At 50.6% G+C, this 16,371-nt stretch carries 7 protein-coding genes and 1 pseudogene; 3 read left to right on the top strand and 5 right to left on the bottom strand.

The genetic code is table 11. The features are described 5' to 3' along the window. Positions 1-57: 57 nt before the first annotated feature. Positions 58-8,445, bottom strand: coding sequence for a DUF11 domain-containing protein (locus LJF34_RS26800; RefSeq protein WP_231189422.1), 8,388 nt, complete (start codon positions 8,443-8,445; stop codon positions 58-60). A gap of 502 nt (positions 8,446-8,947) precedes the next feature. On the opposite strand from LJF34_RS26800, the pseudogene LJF34_RS26795 reads away from it, so the two are divergent. Next, positions 8,948-9,624, top strand: a pseudogene (locus LJF34_RS26795) (IS6 family transposase); the annotation flags it as partial. Positions 9,625-10,462: 838 nt separating this feature from the next. Here LJF34_RS26795 and LJF34_RS26790 read toward each other — a convergent pair. Further along, positions 10,463-11,683, bottom strand: coding sequence for an AAA family ATPase (locus tag LJF34_RS26790; RefSeq protein ID WP_231189420.1), 1,221 nt, complete (start codon positions 11,681-11,683; stop codon positions 10,463-10,465). A gap of 1,271 nt (positions 11,684-12,954) precedes the next feature. Beyond that, complete coding sequence (locus LJF34_RS26785; protein ID WP_231189418.1) at positions 12,955-13,164, bottom strand: HalOD1 output domain-containing protein; 210 nt, start codon at positions 13,162-13,164, stop codon at positions 12,955-12,957. Between the two features lie 213 nt (positions 13,165-13,377). On the opposite strand from LJF34_RS26785, the gene LJF34_RS26780 reads away from it, so the two are divergent. After that, on the top strand, positions 13,378-13,707 hold the full coding sequence (locus LJF34_RS26780) for a HalOD1 output domain-containing protein (RefSeq protein WP_231189416.1): 330 nt from the start codon (positions 13,378-13,380) through the stop codon (positions 13,705-13,707). 301 nt (positions 13,708-14,008) lie between these two features. On the opposite strand, the gene LJF34_RS26775 is transcribed toward LJF34_RS26780, so the two are convergent. Beyond that, positions 14,009-14,689: an IS6 family transposase gene (locus tag LJF34_RS26775; protein ID WP_231189414.1), complete on the bottom strand. Its 681-nt coding sequence runs from the start codon at positions 14,687-14,689 to the stop codon at positions 14,009-14,011. A 116-nt stretch (positions 14,690-14,805) separates the two neighbouring features. Here LJF34_RS26775 and LJF34_RS26770 point away from each other — a divergent pair, with 116 nt between their 5' ends. Beyond that, positions 14,806-15,837 carry an amidohydrolase family protein gene (locus LJF34_RS26770; RefSeq protein WP_231189411.1) on the top strand — a complete coding sequence of 344 codons (1,032 nt, stop codon included), beginning with the start codon at positions 14,806-14,808 and terminating at the stop codon, positions 15,835-15,837. A gap of 62 nt (positions 15,838-15,899) precedes the next feature. Here LJF34_RS26770 and LJF34_RS26765 read toward each other — a convergent pair whose 3' ends face one another. Continuing rightward, a complete protein-coding gene (locus tag LJF34_RS26765) occupies positions 15,900-16,346 on the bottom strand; it encodes a MaoC/PaaZ C-terminal domain-containing protein (protein ID WP_231189397.1) in 447 nt (148 codons plus the stop codon). Between the last annotated feature and the right edge of the window lie 25 nt (positions 16,347-16,371).

Below are 16,371 nucleotides of genomic sequence, written 5' to 3'. Positions count from 1 at the left end.
TCCATGAAATTGAAAATTGTGAACAATTAGGGAAGAAACCCGTGCCGAGATGGTCGCCTACGAGGCAGTCGTCGTATTGGTGGCGTCAAACGGCGTATTGGCGGTTTTGTTTGTCACGGTCGCTGCTTCAGTCGTCGGTGCCGTTGTCGTGTTCACCGTTGTCTTTGGTTTGGTCGTCTGAATTGATGTTTCAGTCGGTGCCTCCGTAGTTTCTGTTACTGTTTCAGTCTCCGTGGTGGTTGACGTCGTGGTCGTAGGCGAGGGTTTGGTTGTCGGTGCCGTTGTCGTATTCACTGTTGTCGTTGGTTCAGTCGTTTCTGTCGCTGTGTCTGTCGTGGTCGGGGTTTCAGTCTCCCTCGTGGTTGGTGTCTTTGTCGTCGTTACCGTTTCAGTTGTCGTTTCGGTTGGTTCTTCAGTCGATGTCTTGGTTGTGGTGGTCGTCTTCGTATTTGGTTCAGTCGTCGTTCGTGTCGCCGTCGTCGTAGTCGACGAGTTGTCGCTCGACGTCTCAGTCATCTCAGGTGTCGTCGTGGTAGTCGTGTCGTCCGTCGTATCTTGACTTGTACTGCTGGATGCCGGCGCTGATTCAGCAGAGAATGACGCTGCGTTGACCGTTGCTGAACTACTTCCCGCATTATCGCCAACTATTTTGTAGGTGCCCGTGCCGTATGTACCCTGGATGACTCCTGGATTGTCACTCTCACCGAAGTAATCGCTGTTATCGCTTATGACAGCGCTTCGTCTTTCGTTCGGACCAAGGAATGGATAACTACCGGTCCGTTCTCCACTGGAGACGTCATTCAGCTGGTAATCGAACGGAGTCGTTGTGCCCGGAGGTAAATTCCGGTCATGAAGCTCTCCGGCGCCAGTGGTCCTATCGTACTGCTTGATGGCGACTACGTACTGATCACCATCTTCAATCGTTCCGAACCCATTGTAGTTGATCGTGAAGGAGTCCTGGTCTCCACTTGTCGAAGTGATGGTATCGGTGTAATCCTCGTCGACGATGAATCTATTTCCGTCGTTGCCTCTGTCGATGCCAGCGACGAGGACGTTGTTCTGATCGAATTCGACACCACTGACATTCTCACCGAATGTGAACGTTTGGCTCCCCGGCAGGAACGGGGTGTTTGCAGATCCGAAGTCGATATTAAGACCCCGATAGATCGGCTGGGCCCCACTGGCTACGCTATCTTGATCGTCCTCAGTAGCGTCGTTGTTTCCGGGTGTCGAATCCACATCCGTCTGGTCGACGGCCGTAACTTCGGCGATGTTTCGATCACCATAGGCATCGGTTGATTGGACCGTGTACGTCAGTGTCGACGTCTCACCCGGTGCGAGACTGTCGATATTGAACTCGCTGTTCGCTTCGTCGAAGCTGCCTTGAGTCGTCCCCGAAGAGACGATCGTGAGATTGGCTTCGTCGTAGCGGTCTTCCACCACGATACCTGTCGCGGTGTTCGAACCGTTGTTCGTCACGTCGACTGTGAACGTCTGGTTGTATCCAACACCGGTCAGGTCATCATCGACTGTTTTGTCCACTTCAAGGTCAACCAGTTGCTCTTGGGCTGCAATTGTTGCGCTGTCCTGATCGTCCTCCTCGGACACGTCGTTGGCCGGTGTGGAATCAGGATCATACAGTTCGCTGGAGTCGACCTGTGCAACGTTCGTGATGTTCCCAGCGCTCTCGACCGTCGCAACGATCGTCAACGTCGCACTGTCGCCGGTTGCCAACTCGCCAACCGTCCAGATACCGTTCGCATCATCATAGCTGCCCTGCGTTGCGTCCGCACTCACGAATGTCACGCCGTCAGGGAGCGCATCTTCAACACTCACACCAGAGGTGGCGTTCGGACCGTCATTGGTGAGTGTTACGTCGAAGGCGACGTTATCACCGACGTTCGGACTCGACTCGTTGACCGTTTTGGTCAACTCGAGATCCGCGATCTTGGGATCGAGGATAACCGTCTCGTTCGGTGGGGGCGTCTGATCTGGCGGAATCGCCGGGACGCTCACCGTGTTTTCCGTGTCCTCGACACTCTCGATCGTTGCAGTGAGGACGAGTGTTGCCGTCTCACCATCTCCGAGCGTGCCCACGTCATAGACACTTGTGGACGCGTTATACTCGCCCTGCGTTGTCTCCGCACTCACGAACGTGAAGCCGCTGCCGAGGTCTTCGTTGGCCGTGACGTTGGTGGCGGCGTCCGGGCCGTTGTTCGTCACGTTAATTGTGAACTCAACATCGTCGCCAACTGTAACATTCGTGTTGTTGACGGTTTTCGTCACCGCAAGGTCGGCTTGCTGGCTATTGAGGTTAGCTGTATCTTGATCATCCTCACTCGACACGTTGTTGTCCGGCGTGGAATCGGGATCGTAGAGGCTACTGGACGTGACCTCGGCGACGTTCGTCACATTGTCTGCGCTCTCGGCCGTCGCGACAAGCGTGAGTGTCTCTTCATCGCCAACGGCGAGGTCACCAACCGTCCAGACACCGCTCGCATCGTCATAGCTGCCCTGCGTTGCGTCCGCACTCACGAAGCTCACACCGTCTGGCAGTGCATCTTCGACATTCACATTTGAGGTGGCGTTCGGACCATTATTGGTGAGTGTTACGTCGAAGGCAACAGTGTCACCGACGTTCGGACTCGACTCGTTGACCGTTTTGGTCAGTTCGAGATCCGCGATCTTGGGATCGAGGATAACCGTCTCGTTCGGTGGGGGCGTCTGATTTGGCGGAATCGGCGGGACACTCACCGTATTTTCCGTGTCCTCATCGCTCACAATCGTCGCCGTCAACGTGAGCGTCGCCGTCTCATTGGCCGCCAGTGTCCCGACATCATAGACGCTCGTGGACGCGTTATACTCGCCTTGCGTCGTCTCCGCACTCACGAACGCGAGGCCGCTGCCGAGGTCTTCGTTGGCCGTGACGTTCGTCGCGGTGTCCGGCCCGTTGTTGGTTACCTCAATCGTGAAGTCGACCGTATCGCCAACTGTGACGTTCGTGTTGTTGACGGTTTTCGTCACCGCGAGATCGGCTTGCTGGCCGTTGATCGTCACTTGATCTTGATCGTCTTCACTGGACTCGTTGTTGTCCGGTGTCGAGTCCGGATCGTAGAGGCTACTGGACGTGACCTGCGCGACGTTCGTCACATTATCCGCGCTCTCGACCGTCGCGATGAGTGTCAACGTCGAACTGTCACCGGTTGCCAGCTCGCCAACCGACCAGACACCGTTCACATCATCATAACTGCCCTGCGTTGCGTCCGCACTCACGAAGCTCACACCGTCTGGCAGTGCATCCTCGACATTCACATTCGAGGTGGCGTTCGGCCCATTGTTGGTAACCGTCACGTTGAATGCGACATTGTCACCGACGTTCGGACTCGACTCGTTGACGGTTTTCGTAAGCTCTAAGTCCGCGATCCTGGGAACGAGGATAACCGTCTCGTTCGGTGGGGGCGTCTGATCTGGCGGAATCGCCGGGACGCTCACCGTGTTTTCCGTGTCCTCGACACTCACGATCGTCGCGGTGAGGACGAGTGTTGCCGTCTCACCGTTCTCGAGCGTGCCCACATTATAGACGCTCGTGGACGCGTTGTACTCGCCTTGTGTGGTCTCTGCACTCACGAATGTGAGGCCGCTCCCAAGCTGTTCGTTAGCCGTGACGTTTGTTGCGGCGTCTGGGCCGTTGTTCGTCACGTTGATCGTGAAGTTGACCGTGTCACCAACCGTTACGTTCTGCTCGTCGACCGTTTTGGTCACCGCGAGATCGGCCTGCTGGCCATTGAGGCTCGCATTGTCTTGATCATCTTCACTCGATACGTTGTTGTCCGGCGTGGAATCGGGATCGTAGAGGCTACTGGACGTGACCTCGGCGACGTTCGTCACATTGTCCGCGCTCTCGACCGTCGCAACGAGCGTGAGTGTCTCTTCATCGCCAGTAGCGAGGTCGCCAACCGTCCAGACACCGCTCGTATCGTCATAGCTGCCCTGCGTTGCGTCCGAACTCTCGAACGTCACGCCGTCGGGGAGCGTATCTTCAACACTCACACCAGAGGTGGCGTTCGGACCGTCATTGGTGAGTGTCACGTCGAAGGCGACTGTGTCACCGACGTTCGGACTCGATTCATTGACCGTTTTGGTCAACTCGAGATCCGCGATCTTGGGAACGAGGATAACCGTCTCGTTCGGTGGCGTCTCATCTGGCGGATCACCCGTGGCACTCACCGTGTTTTCCGTGTCCTCGGCACTTACAATCGTCGCGGTGAGGACGAGCGTTGCCGTCTCACCGTTCTCGAGCGTGCCCACGTTATAGACGCTTGTGGACGCGTTGTATTCGCCTTGTGTCGTCTCCGCACTCACGAATTCGAAGCCGCTGCCAAGCTGTTCATTGGCCGTGACGTTTGTTGCGGCGTCCGGGCCGTTGTTCGTCACGTTGATCGTGAAGTTGACCGTGTCACCAACCGTTACGTTCTGCTCATCGACCGTTTTGGTCACTGCGAGATCGGCTTGCTGGCCGTTCAGCATTACCCGATCCTGGTCGTCCTCGTTGGGCTGGTCGTTGTTCGGTGTCGAGTCCGGATCGTAGAGGCTACTGGACGTCACTTGGGCGTCGTTTGTCACATTCTCTGCGCTCTCGACCGTCGCAACGAGCGTAAGTGTCTCTTCATCGTCGACATCCAGCTCACCAACTGTCCAGACACCGTTCGCATCATCATAACTGCCCTGCGTTGCGTCCGCACTCACGAAGCTCACACCGTCAGGGAGTTCATCACTGACACTCACATTTGAGGTGGCGTTCGGGCCGTTGTTTGTAACGGTCACATTGAATGCAATATTATCCCCCACATCAGGCACAGATTCATTGATGGTTTTGGTGAGACTCAAGTCCGCGATCCTGGGAACGAGGATAACCGTCTCGTTCGGTGGGGGCGTCTGATCTGGCGGAATCGCCGGGACGCTCACCGTGTTTTCCGTGTCCTCAGCGCTCACGATTGTCGCGGTGAGGACGAGTGTTGCCGTCTCACCGTTCTCGAGCGTACCAACATCATAAACGCTTGTGGACGCATTGTATTCGCCTTGTGTGGTGTCTGCGCTCACGAACGCGAGGCCGCTGCCGAGGTCTTCGTTAGCCGTGACGTTTGTGGCGGCATCCGGGCCGTTGTTCGTCACGTTGATCGTGAAGTTGACCGTGTCACCAACCGTTACGTTCTGCTCATCGACCGTTTTGGTCACCGCGAGATCGGCTTGCTGGCCGTTGATCGTCACTTGATCTTGGTCGTCCTCACTGGATTCGTTGTTGTTCGGTGTCGAGTCCGGATCGTACAGTTCACTGGACGTGACCTGCGCGACGTTCGTCACATTCTCTGCGCTCTCGACCGCCGCAACGAGCGTGAGTGTCTCTTGGTCGCCAGTTGCAAGCTCACCAACCGTCCAGACACCGCTCACATCATCATAGCTGCCCTGCGTTGCGTCCGAACTCTCGAACGTCACGCCATCGGGGAGTTCGTCGCTAACACTCACACCAGAGGTGGCGTTCGGACCGTCATTGGTGATTGTCACGTCGAATGCGACGTTATCACCAACGTTCGGACTCGACTCGTTGACTGTTTTGGTCAGTTCGAGATCCGCGATCTTGGGATCGAGGATGACCGTCTCGTTCGGTGGAGGCGTCTGATCTGGCGGAATCGCCGGGACGCTCACCGTGTTTTCCGTGTCCTCGACACTCTCGATCGTTGCAGTGAGGACGAGCGTTGCCGTCTCACCGTTCTCGAGCGTACCGACTTCGTAGGTACTTGTTGCCTCGTTGTACTCACCTTGCGTCGTTTCTGCATTCACAAACGCGAGGCCGCTCCCGAGGTGTTCGTTGGCCGTGACGTTCGTCGCGGTGTCCGGCCCGTTATTTGTCACGTTGATCGTGAAGTTGACCGTATCACCAACCGTTACGTTCTGCTCGTCGACCGTTTTGCTGACGCTTAGATCAGCAACATCGGGGTCTGGCGTCGACGAGTTATTGTTGTTCGAATCGTTCGGATCCGGTGTGTCACTCGTCACTTCGGCAACGTTCGTGATATTGTTGAAACTCTCAATTGTTGCCGTGAGTGTGAGTGTCGCCCTCTCACCGTTCTCGAGCGTACCAACAGTGTAGATGCTGGTGGTTTCGTTGTAGTTGCCCTGCGTCGCCGAGGCACTCTGGAACTCAAGCCCGCTGTCGAGTGATTCAATCACCGCGACGTTCGTTGCCGCATCCGGGCCATTATTCGTCACGTCAATCGTGAACGTGACGTCGTCACCAATGGTCGCGTTCTGGTCCTCAACCGTCTTATTCACCGCGAGATCGGCGGCCTGCCCATCGATCGTAACGTTATCCTGATCATCCTCATTAGGATCATCGTTGTTCGGGGTCGAATCAGGATCACTGGTGTTGCTATTCGTGACTTCTGCCACGTTCGTGACGTCGGCGGAACTATCGATCGTTGCAACGAGCGTCAGACGCACTGTTTCGTCATTTGCCAAGTCACCAACCGACCAAACACCGCTGTTGGCAACGTAGCTGCCCTGGCTTGGGCTCGCACGTACGAAGGAGAGTCCGTCCGGGAGCTTGTCAGTGACTTCGACGCCCGACGTTGCGTTCGGCCCGTAGTTGGTGAGTGTCACATTGAAGGCAACGTTCTCACCAACATCCGGAGCGGATTCGTTGACCGTCTTTGAGAGCGAGAGGTCGGCTGCTGTCGGCGATGGTGTGACCGAATCGTTGTTGTTCGGATCATACGGGTCCGGCGTGTCACTCGTTACACGTGCAACGTTTGTTGTGTCCTCGACACTCTCGACGGTCGCGATCAGTGTGAGTGTCGCCGTCTCACCGTTCTCGAGTGTGCCAACATCATAGCTGCCAGTGTCGGCATCGTACTCGCCTTGGCTGGTCGAAGCATCGACGAACGAAAGACCACTGCCAAGCATCTCAGTGATTGCAACATTCTCGGCTGTGCTCGGCCCATTGTTCGTGACGTTGATCGTGAACGTGACCTCGTCACCCAGGGTTACCTCCGACTTGTCGACCGTTTTGGTCAGATCGAGGTCTGCCGAGGTGGGCTCTGGTGTGACCGAATCTTCGTTATTCGGATCGTTTGGATCCGGTGTGTCGCTTCGCACCGTCACACTGTTTGTTGTGTCCTCAACACTCTCGATCGAAGCAACGATCGTGAGCGTGGCCGTCTCACCGCTTTCGAGGGTGCCGACATCGTAAACGTTGAGACCGGTATCATACGATCCCTGGCTCGTTGTCGCGCTTTCGAAAGAGAGTCCGCTGTCGAGCGTTTCGACGACAGTAACGTTCTGTGCGGCATCTGGGCCATTGTTGGTCACCGTAACGGTGAATTTAACATCGTCACCGACAGTCACCTCTGAAGCGTTGATGGTTTTCGTGACACCGAGATCAGCGCTCTGACCATTGAGCGTGGTACAATCCTGATCGTCTTCACCGGAGACATGGTTTCCGGGTGTGGAGTCCGGATCCGAAACGTCACTTGAGGTGACTTCGACGAAGTTTTTGACCGTGTTTGTGGTGTCAACCGTCGTCACGATCGTAAGTGCCTCTTCTTGACCGTCGGCCAGCTTGCCGACCGACCAAATACCACTCTTCGCGTTGTAGTTTCCTTGACTTGCGTCCGCACGCACGAAGGTGAGACCATCTGGCAACTTGTCCGTGACCTGTACGTTCGTGGTTGCATTCGGTCCGCTATTGGTGAGCGTGATGGTGAACGCAACCGTATCGCCCATGGCGGGCGAAGACTCATTGACGTTTTTGGTGAGACTCAGATCGGCAGACGGAGCTGGCGGTGTCGATGGTTCGTCGGGTTCTGTCGATGGTTCGTCGGGTTCTGTCGTTGGTGTCTCGTCAGGGAGAGTCGTGGTTGTCGTTTCGCCTGGTTCTGTTGTGGACGAAGAGTCAGTAGTAGTTGTCGTCGTGGTGTGCGACGTCTCGGTCGGTGTCTCATCTGGTGAGTCAGATGTCGTCGTGGTGTGCGACGTCTCGGTCGGTGTCTCATCTGGTGAGTCAGATGTCGTCGTGGTAGATGAGGAATCGTCATCACCCGGTGTACTGGTGGTTGAGGTATCTGACCCATCCTCGGATTGTCCCGAAGTGGAAGTAGTTGAGACCTTGCACACCTGCGTGCTTGTAGATGCAGAATCGTCTCTCCCACCACAGTCAGAAGCAGTCCCAGACCCACAATCAGACCCAGACTTCTGTGTGCTGGCTGTTGTTGATGTGCTCTCCTCGGAAGCCGGCTGTGTGCAGGTGGAAGAATTAGTTATTGAGTTAGCAGAGGCAGGTGCTGAATCATTAGACGGGGATGAATCAGGTCCTCCCATTGAGCATCCTGCAAAAACACTCATTATTACGAGTGCTGTCAGAAGTATTGCAATTTTGGCACTACTTGGCATACTTTATTCTCAACGTGGGAGGGGTTAATTGTTATGAATAGACGAAATTTTTACAATTTAAACTATTGGTCTCTGATTCCAATGGTCAGCTAGATTATTATCGGTGGGGGAAGTTAATTGATTGGAAAATTTTGTTTGTAACTACCGGGATGCAATATGAGTGGTTGCAAGAGGAACCGAGAAAGATGGGAAGCGAGAGACGATCAAAAGTCAGACCAATGATTGTATTGTTATCCCTCCCTAATTGAGGGTAACCCCAACCCTTTCTGTCGATGGTTATAGTATACGAGCGTGAGTTCCAGCCTAGACAAACTTGTATCGACAGTGAATGAGAGTATCGGACTTTCCTGTATCAAGATACTTATTGCACGGTCAGTCCACTAACCGAGCTGCTGGACCACTATGTCTTTAACCTGGCTTACGAAATTGTTTAGTAAGCCATCGTCATTCAATAAATGGCACTGTCTAGATAAGGACGAGCAGGTCGAAGAGTTAGTGATTGATGCTACTCTCAAACCTGCTCAGAGAGAGTTTAGATACGGCTACGCTTGAATGTTGGGAGCGTGAGCGGACGGCAACGCCCGTCAGGGCGTTCGCCGTCCGACTCCACGCGACCGGTTGTTCGCTCAGGGAAACAAAAGCAATTCTTGCGCTCCTCGGCGTGAAACGGTCGCATCAAGCGATTTTCAATGGGTTCATCGGGTATCTGACAGCGTCTCCGACCCGCCGTCGGCAGCGCCGACGCGGATCGCGGTCGACGAAACCGCTGTCAAGATTAACGGCGAGTGGTCTTGGGTGTACGCTGCAATAGACACTGAAACAAAACTGCTGCTCGATGTCAAAGTGTTTGATCGGCATGGGACCGATCAAGCGGCTGCGTTTCTAGCTGATTTAGCCGAGAAACACGATCTCTCGGACGCGGTGTTTCTCGTTGATGGCTATGGATATCGGACTGCCCTCTTCCGAATTGGATTGAGCGGTCGGCTCGACTACACCGAGCGAAACCTGATCGAAAAGTGGTTTCACACGCTCAAACAGCGGATCGACCGCTTCCATACGTCATGGGTGGGCAGTCGGCCGAGCGTTCAGCAGTGGCTTGAGCAGTTTGTGCATTACTATAACCGTCAGAGACCGCATCAATCGCTTGAAAACCGAACACCTGCCGAGGAGGAGCTTAACTACTTGACTTCGCACGTTTATATAGTGGAATTCATCCCTGCTGGCAGCGTGGAGACTAAGCAACCGCGGTGCGTATACTTGATCGGGCGTTCAAGGACGCGGTAGTGGTCCACATAGCTCGCATGGAAGGTGCGCGTCCTGCCACCAGGCAGGAACCACCAGACGTGGGAGTTTGGCCCTGGCGCGTCCGAAAACGCCCTTTTCGTGAGTTACATACGGTCGGCGTAGCTATATACTTCTCTAAAAGCCAGCCCATCAGTTACAAAGTGACATTTCTCCAACGTGCGAAGTCAAGTAACTAGACAGTGCCGCCGAATTATGAATGTTGGTAACGTGAGACGTCGGCGAACACCCTAACAGCCATCTCGTTAAAGTCGCCATCCGCCTCCACACAACTGGGTAGTCACTCAGGAAGATACAAGCAATTTTCAGTGGGTGCATCGGCTGGCTGACAGCGTCACTGACTCGCCGTCGGCGACGCCGACGCGGTCGCGGTGGGCGAACCCGCTATCAAGATTGAGAGCGAATGGTCTTGGGTGTTCATTGTAAAAATTCTGAAATAAACTGCTGCTCGATATCAATGTGTTTATTCGGCACGACACTGATCAAGTGGCTGTGTTTCTCGTCGATAGCCTTGGCTATCGGATTGTCCTTTTTCAAATTGGACTGAGCGATCGGCTCGATTACACAGAGCGAAACCTGATTGAGAAACAGTTTCACACAAACAGCGCATCGACCGCTTCCATATTTTGGTGAGCAATCGGCTCAGCGTCCAACAATATGTTAGAAGATATATTCATTCATCACAGATATCTACGTGAATCTGATAGACTGGTAATCACCATGACAAATCATCAGAAACAGCAATTTTACCCCTTTCAATATCATCCCTTAGAGCTTCGAGTATGTACTCCTCATCGAAAACTAATTCATAATCGCGCCAAGAACCTTCGTGGTGGTGATGGAGTTCTGTGCGGAGGAGGCCTTCATCCACAAATGTTTGCAGGTACCGGCTGACTGTCCGATTACTAACTACCTCAACTGATTTAGATCTCTTTGCAACGTTATTATAGCAACTGATGATCTTTGCGGTTCGAGGTTTGGATATATTATCAACGTCAGCGAGGTCTACAAGCGAATAAAGTACTTGGCGTTGCTTCAACGCCAAGTTTGCAACGATACTATCGACATGTTCTTTCTCCCAGAGTTTTCGTGCTTTATCTATTTCTTCCTCGGTGACGTGGTTGGCCCCATTTTGACTCGCTATATCACCTGCATACTTAACGAGATCTAGGGCAAATCGCGCATCACCACCCTGTTGGCTTGCGAGGGCAGCACAAAGTGCGAGAGCTGATTCTTCTACTGCTTCTTCTGCAAATGCGTCCTTGACTCGTGAATCGAGAATTTTTCGGAGGTCATCTGTGTCATACGCTGCAAATTTGATTGTCCGCTTTCCTAGGGTAGATTTAACATTTGGGGAGAGCATATTTTTAAATGACGCATCTGTTGTTGTTGCGATAAGGCCTATCTTCTTGTCTGTGAGTGCATCATTAGATGACGTTCGAGAAAGGAGGTAGAGGAGTTGATCAATATCCTCGATGCCATCTCTGAGTTCATCAATTGCTACAACAACCGCACCGTTCAGATTTTCCACTCCCTGAGCGACAGCATCAAGAAGGGCAGAATATGAATGTCCTTGCTTAAATTCCGTATCGTTATGTAGCTTATTAGCCAATTCCCGAGCCAATTGATATCCTGTATTGTGCTGTGATCCGTTAACAATCAGGTATGAAAACTCTCTTTGATCTAATTGATTAATCTCATGACCGAGAACATTTAATACAATACGAACAGCAGCAGTTTTTCCTGATCCATTTGGTCCCCGAAGAATCACGTTATCTGGTGCGTTACCGTGTATAATCGGTTGAAGGGCAGCCGCGAGCTGCTGTAACTCATCATCACGAGTATTTCCCGCTAGTTCTTCTGGAACATAATCATCTTGCAAAGTGTCCCGATCCCGGAATACTTGCGCATCAATATCGGTATTAAACAACTTCATTTCTTATTGTACTTTTAACGTAAAAATCGTCCCTATTTATTTGTTCATGGACCATTCCCATTTGACTCCAATTCATTCTCATCTTATAAATTTACCGTGTGGGCTGTCAAGTGGTACCGGACTGACGAGTGTGACAATTGGCTGGAGTGTTGTGTCAAGTGAATCATCCGCAGGCCATAAAAACGTTAGTTTTGAGGTTGTTAAAGCAATATCCCCCCGGAATAGCTCGAAAGGCTGCCATCAACACCCACGTGTCGAGTGGAGCAGATGGGTGCTCACCAGTGTCGAGTGAGACAAGTGGCATAGGAGGACTGTCAAGTGAGATGGTCGATTAATGGGTCAAACCGCCCACCGGTGTCCACATGATCGTCTAATTAGACACACACACACCGAATGTCGAGTGGCAACCGTTTAGAGAAGAAGGTAAACGGTCAGTTATTATAATTTCACATATGTGGGTGAAGAATAAAATTGGTGGTATCTCTAATCTAGTTGTTATTGGTTTTCTTGACGTATATAACTTTGCTTAATTTAATGCTCTTTTCGTTTACTTCTCACCTCTCCATTGGTGTTTCACTCGACATTCGGTGTGTGTGTGTCCTACTGACTACAAAATCGCCTTACTTCTCGCGATTCTCTCGAACTTTCACTAGCCGACTCGACAGGCTGGCCACTCTACTCGACCCACTCGACAACTCGGTGTATACTGTTATTAACTCCAGGAACATAATCTCGTGCTCTCTAAACCATTGCTCTACCACTCGCCAATTAAATCCCAGATGACACACTGGTCGATGAGTTTTTTATAGTTGGAGAAAAACAGGGTGATGATGGAAAACTCGACAGCGGTTACAGTTTGCACTGATCCGCGTGGTCGGGCACTAATTACAAAGCCTGCTCGTCGAGCACTCAGAATTGATGGGTTGTTAAGTCTGGTTGAATTTGATCTTCGACTACTTTGTATCGTTGACGACGATTCTGTACAATATCCCGATAACCTTTCTCGTTATACTATCACTACCTATGTTGATGACCAAGGTCGTTTTAGCATACCTGCAGAAGTACGCCGAGATTTTGGTATTGATGGTCAGCGTGCTATACTCGAGGTTCGACTCACTGTTCAGGATCGCGACCCTCTTTAACATAACTCCTCATTTAAAATACTTGGAATATTATTCTTAATTAATCATATATTTGATACCATAGCTCTCCTCCCGATCTCAACTGAAACAATATCCTCATCCTTGAGTTTGAGCAGTAGATCTGATAAACTATGCTAACTCGTCTATAGTGATGGTGCGATCAGAACGGATTGTGACTTGGTAGCCAATATATTCAAATTTCACAGTAGGTGACGAATGTCGATATAGATCTTCAAGCGCATCAGGGTCGATAACCTGATAGAGTGACGTTGTTGGTTCCTTTCCTTGAGCTTCAGTTATGATTCGTGTAATCGTTTCCACGATCGGCTCATTGCTCATAGCAGAAGTACCGTTGACGATGCGCATATATGGTGATTTCTTATAATTGGTGGCTAATACCACCAATCAACATAATGTGGTTTCTGTAGAAGGTATATAAACGCCATTAATATAAATCATGTTTTCATATATGTTTGTATTGTCATCGTGGTTATAAATAGCCCATTTTCTGCACAAAACTTATTGTCACCCAATCCGGAGTTTAGAATTAGAATGAAAGGGAAAAACCCGTCAGCTAATAGCTCACCCGATTCAAAAACTCAAATAATTCAAAAATCGTTCGAGTGGTCCTCTATCTCTCCAAGTAAAGCAATTGTTAAAACAATCTCTCATGCCAAAAATTGCCGAACAGATGATATTCAACCATTATATCGTTCTATTGACCCAGATGCATTAGATAAAGTTATGGCTTCGACGAGTGTGTTGCGAAAAGATACCACTCGAACAATTATGTTTGACCATGAAGGTTATACAGTCACTGTTCATAGTAGCGGTGATCTTTATGTTTGTCCTGTGACTCTTGAAGGATCCGAACAAGGTTAATTATCTGACATTTTACTAATCTTAGCCGGTCTTTTCACTCTCTTAATCCATAATCCCAAATAATCATTAGAGTGTCGGATTGGATACGGTATATCGATCGCCTCAGCATCGAGCGGTTTTTACTCAACGAACTAGTTTTCGATTGTATACGCGAGAAATCTCTGTCTCCTCCTACAAGTAGACCGTATCTTGAGAACTAGTTAAAGGACTACCATACAACTATCCTAAAGCAGTCACCGCTAGCATTCTTCACTAGTCTAATCTCGTCATACGCTAAATATTCTCTTTAATATGGCACTGTCTAGTTTAGCTCCTCCTCGACAGGCGTTCGATTGTTGAGCGATTGATGCGGTCGCTGATGGTTATAGTAGTGCACAAACTGTTCAAGCCACCGCTGGACGCTCGGCCGACTGCCCACCCACGAGGTATGGAAGCGGTCGATCCGCTGTTTGAGCGTGTGAAACCACTTTTCGATCAGGTTTCGTTCGGTGTAGTCAAGCCGACCGCGCAACCCAATTCGGAAGAGGGCAGTCCGATAGCCGTAGCCATCAACGAGAAACACAGTGTCAGAGAGATCATGTTTCTCGACCAATCCAGACAGAAACCCAGCCGCTTGATCGGTCCCATGCCGATCAAATACTTTGACATCAAGCAGTAACTTTGTTTCTGTGTCTATTGCAGCGTACACCCAAGACCACTCGCCGTTAATTTTGACAGCGGTTTCGTCCACCGCGACCCGCGTCGGCGCTGCCGACGGCGGGTCGGAGACGCTGTCAGATATCCGATGGACCCATTGAAAGATTGCTTGGTGCGACCGTTTTACGCCAAAGAGCGCAAGAATTGCTTTTGTTTCTCTGAGTGAACAACCGGTCGCGTGGAGACGGACGGCGAACGCCCTAACGGGCGTCGCCGTCCGTTCACGCTCCCAACATTCAAGATTCGCGGTCTCTAACGTCTCGCTGAGCAGTTCTTGGTTGAGCAAAGCACTAAATCAACGAACTGCTCGCTTCTCAAACTGGCTTAACTAGACAGTGCCTTTAATATAGTTATGTACCTTATATAGTAAGACATATATAGTATTCTATTTCAATAATATATATGGTAGAAAAGATAGATGCATATGCACATATCGTTCCCGAGCCGTATTACGAACAGTTAGAAAGTCATACTGGTGGCGACTATCTCATTTCTGAATTTATAAATAATATTGATCTATTGACAGATGTTGAAACGCGATTAACGCTTATGGACAAACATGGTATCGATAGGCAAATCTTAGTACCCGCTTCACCAGCGGTCGAGACAGTCGCAGATTCGTTTAGTGCCGCTGAGTTAGCTCGTAGTGCAAACGACGGGGTCGCAGAAGTCGTAAATGATCATCCGGATCGGTTTGATGGGATTGCGATGATTCCGATGAATAATCCCAGCGAGATGGTAACGGAACTTGAACGTGCTATTCTCGATCTCGGCCTTTCAGGCGTTCTCTTATACACGTCAGTAGATAACCGAAGTGGAGATGATGCACATATCGAAGCAGCTGGAAAGCCTATCGACACTCCTCTGTTCGAAATACTCTACGAAACTGCAGAAGACCTTAATGCTCCAATCTGGTTGCATCCAGAGCGACCAAAATCAAAGCCGGATTACGTGGGCGAACTTGAATCAAAATATCTCATCTGGCAGATGTTTGGTTGGCCCTTCGAGACCACAAAGACAATGGCCCGATTGGTGTTCAGCGGAGTACTTGAACGATATCCAGATCTGGAGTTTATCGTTCACCATGCAGGAGGTATGACGCCGCTCTTCGACGGACGAATAGAGCACATCTACCAGTTATTCGAGGAATTTACGGAAATTGAGTATGGAGAATCTTTGTCGAAGCCTTATTTGGATTACTTCAAAATGTTCAACGTAGATACCGCGACGATGGGGTCGACGTCGGCTCTAATGGCTACATACGAGTTTTATGGACCAGAAAACATGGTCTTTGGGACGGATATGCCGTTTGATATTGAAGGTGGTGAGATCACTACGTCGGTGACTGATAATGCGGTCTTGCAAATGGATATTCCCAAAAAAGAAAAAGAACAAATCTTTTCTAAGAACATCAATCGATTACTTGCTAATTAGGTAAAACTCGATCAGCAAGAATAGCTTGTTTATCGGTTGATCATCCGTGAGAACTGTGGGGATTACAACTCATCCTTTCGTTTAAAAATTGTCTGGAATACAAACGACATTACTTCAGTATCGTCTTGGTTAGAAGTAGTTATTTCAATTTTTACTATGTCCCGGTCATCATTTATCGGGTTAGTTTCGACAACTTCCGTCTCTACAGAAAGTGTATCTCCTGCACGAACAGGGTGGTGCCATCGAAGATTATCCATACCGAGTGCACCCATAACATGTGAATCACGGAACAGGTGTTCAATGAGCATTCGTTGGGTGACTGACGACATATAGAGCCCACTAGCAACTAGTCCATCAAATATTGATTCCTTATCAGTTTCTTCGCCAGTGTGGAACGGGTGGGGGTCATACTCTTTTGCGAACTCGATCATTTCCTCTTCTTCCACTGTATGACTTCCGAATTCCCGCGTGTCACCAACTACCATGTCTTCTGAATATATTCCAGACATACTCTATCTAAATTATACATGCTTA

This window comes from Haladaptatus sp. DYF46, from assembly GCF_021083305.1.
Taxonomy (GTDB): domain Archaea; phylum Halobacteriota; class Halobacteria; order Halobacteriales; family Haladaptataceae; genus Haladaptatus.
Note: the sequence above shows the minus strand (reverse complement) of the source record. Positions and strands in the feature narration are given on the sequence as shown.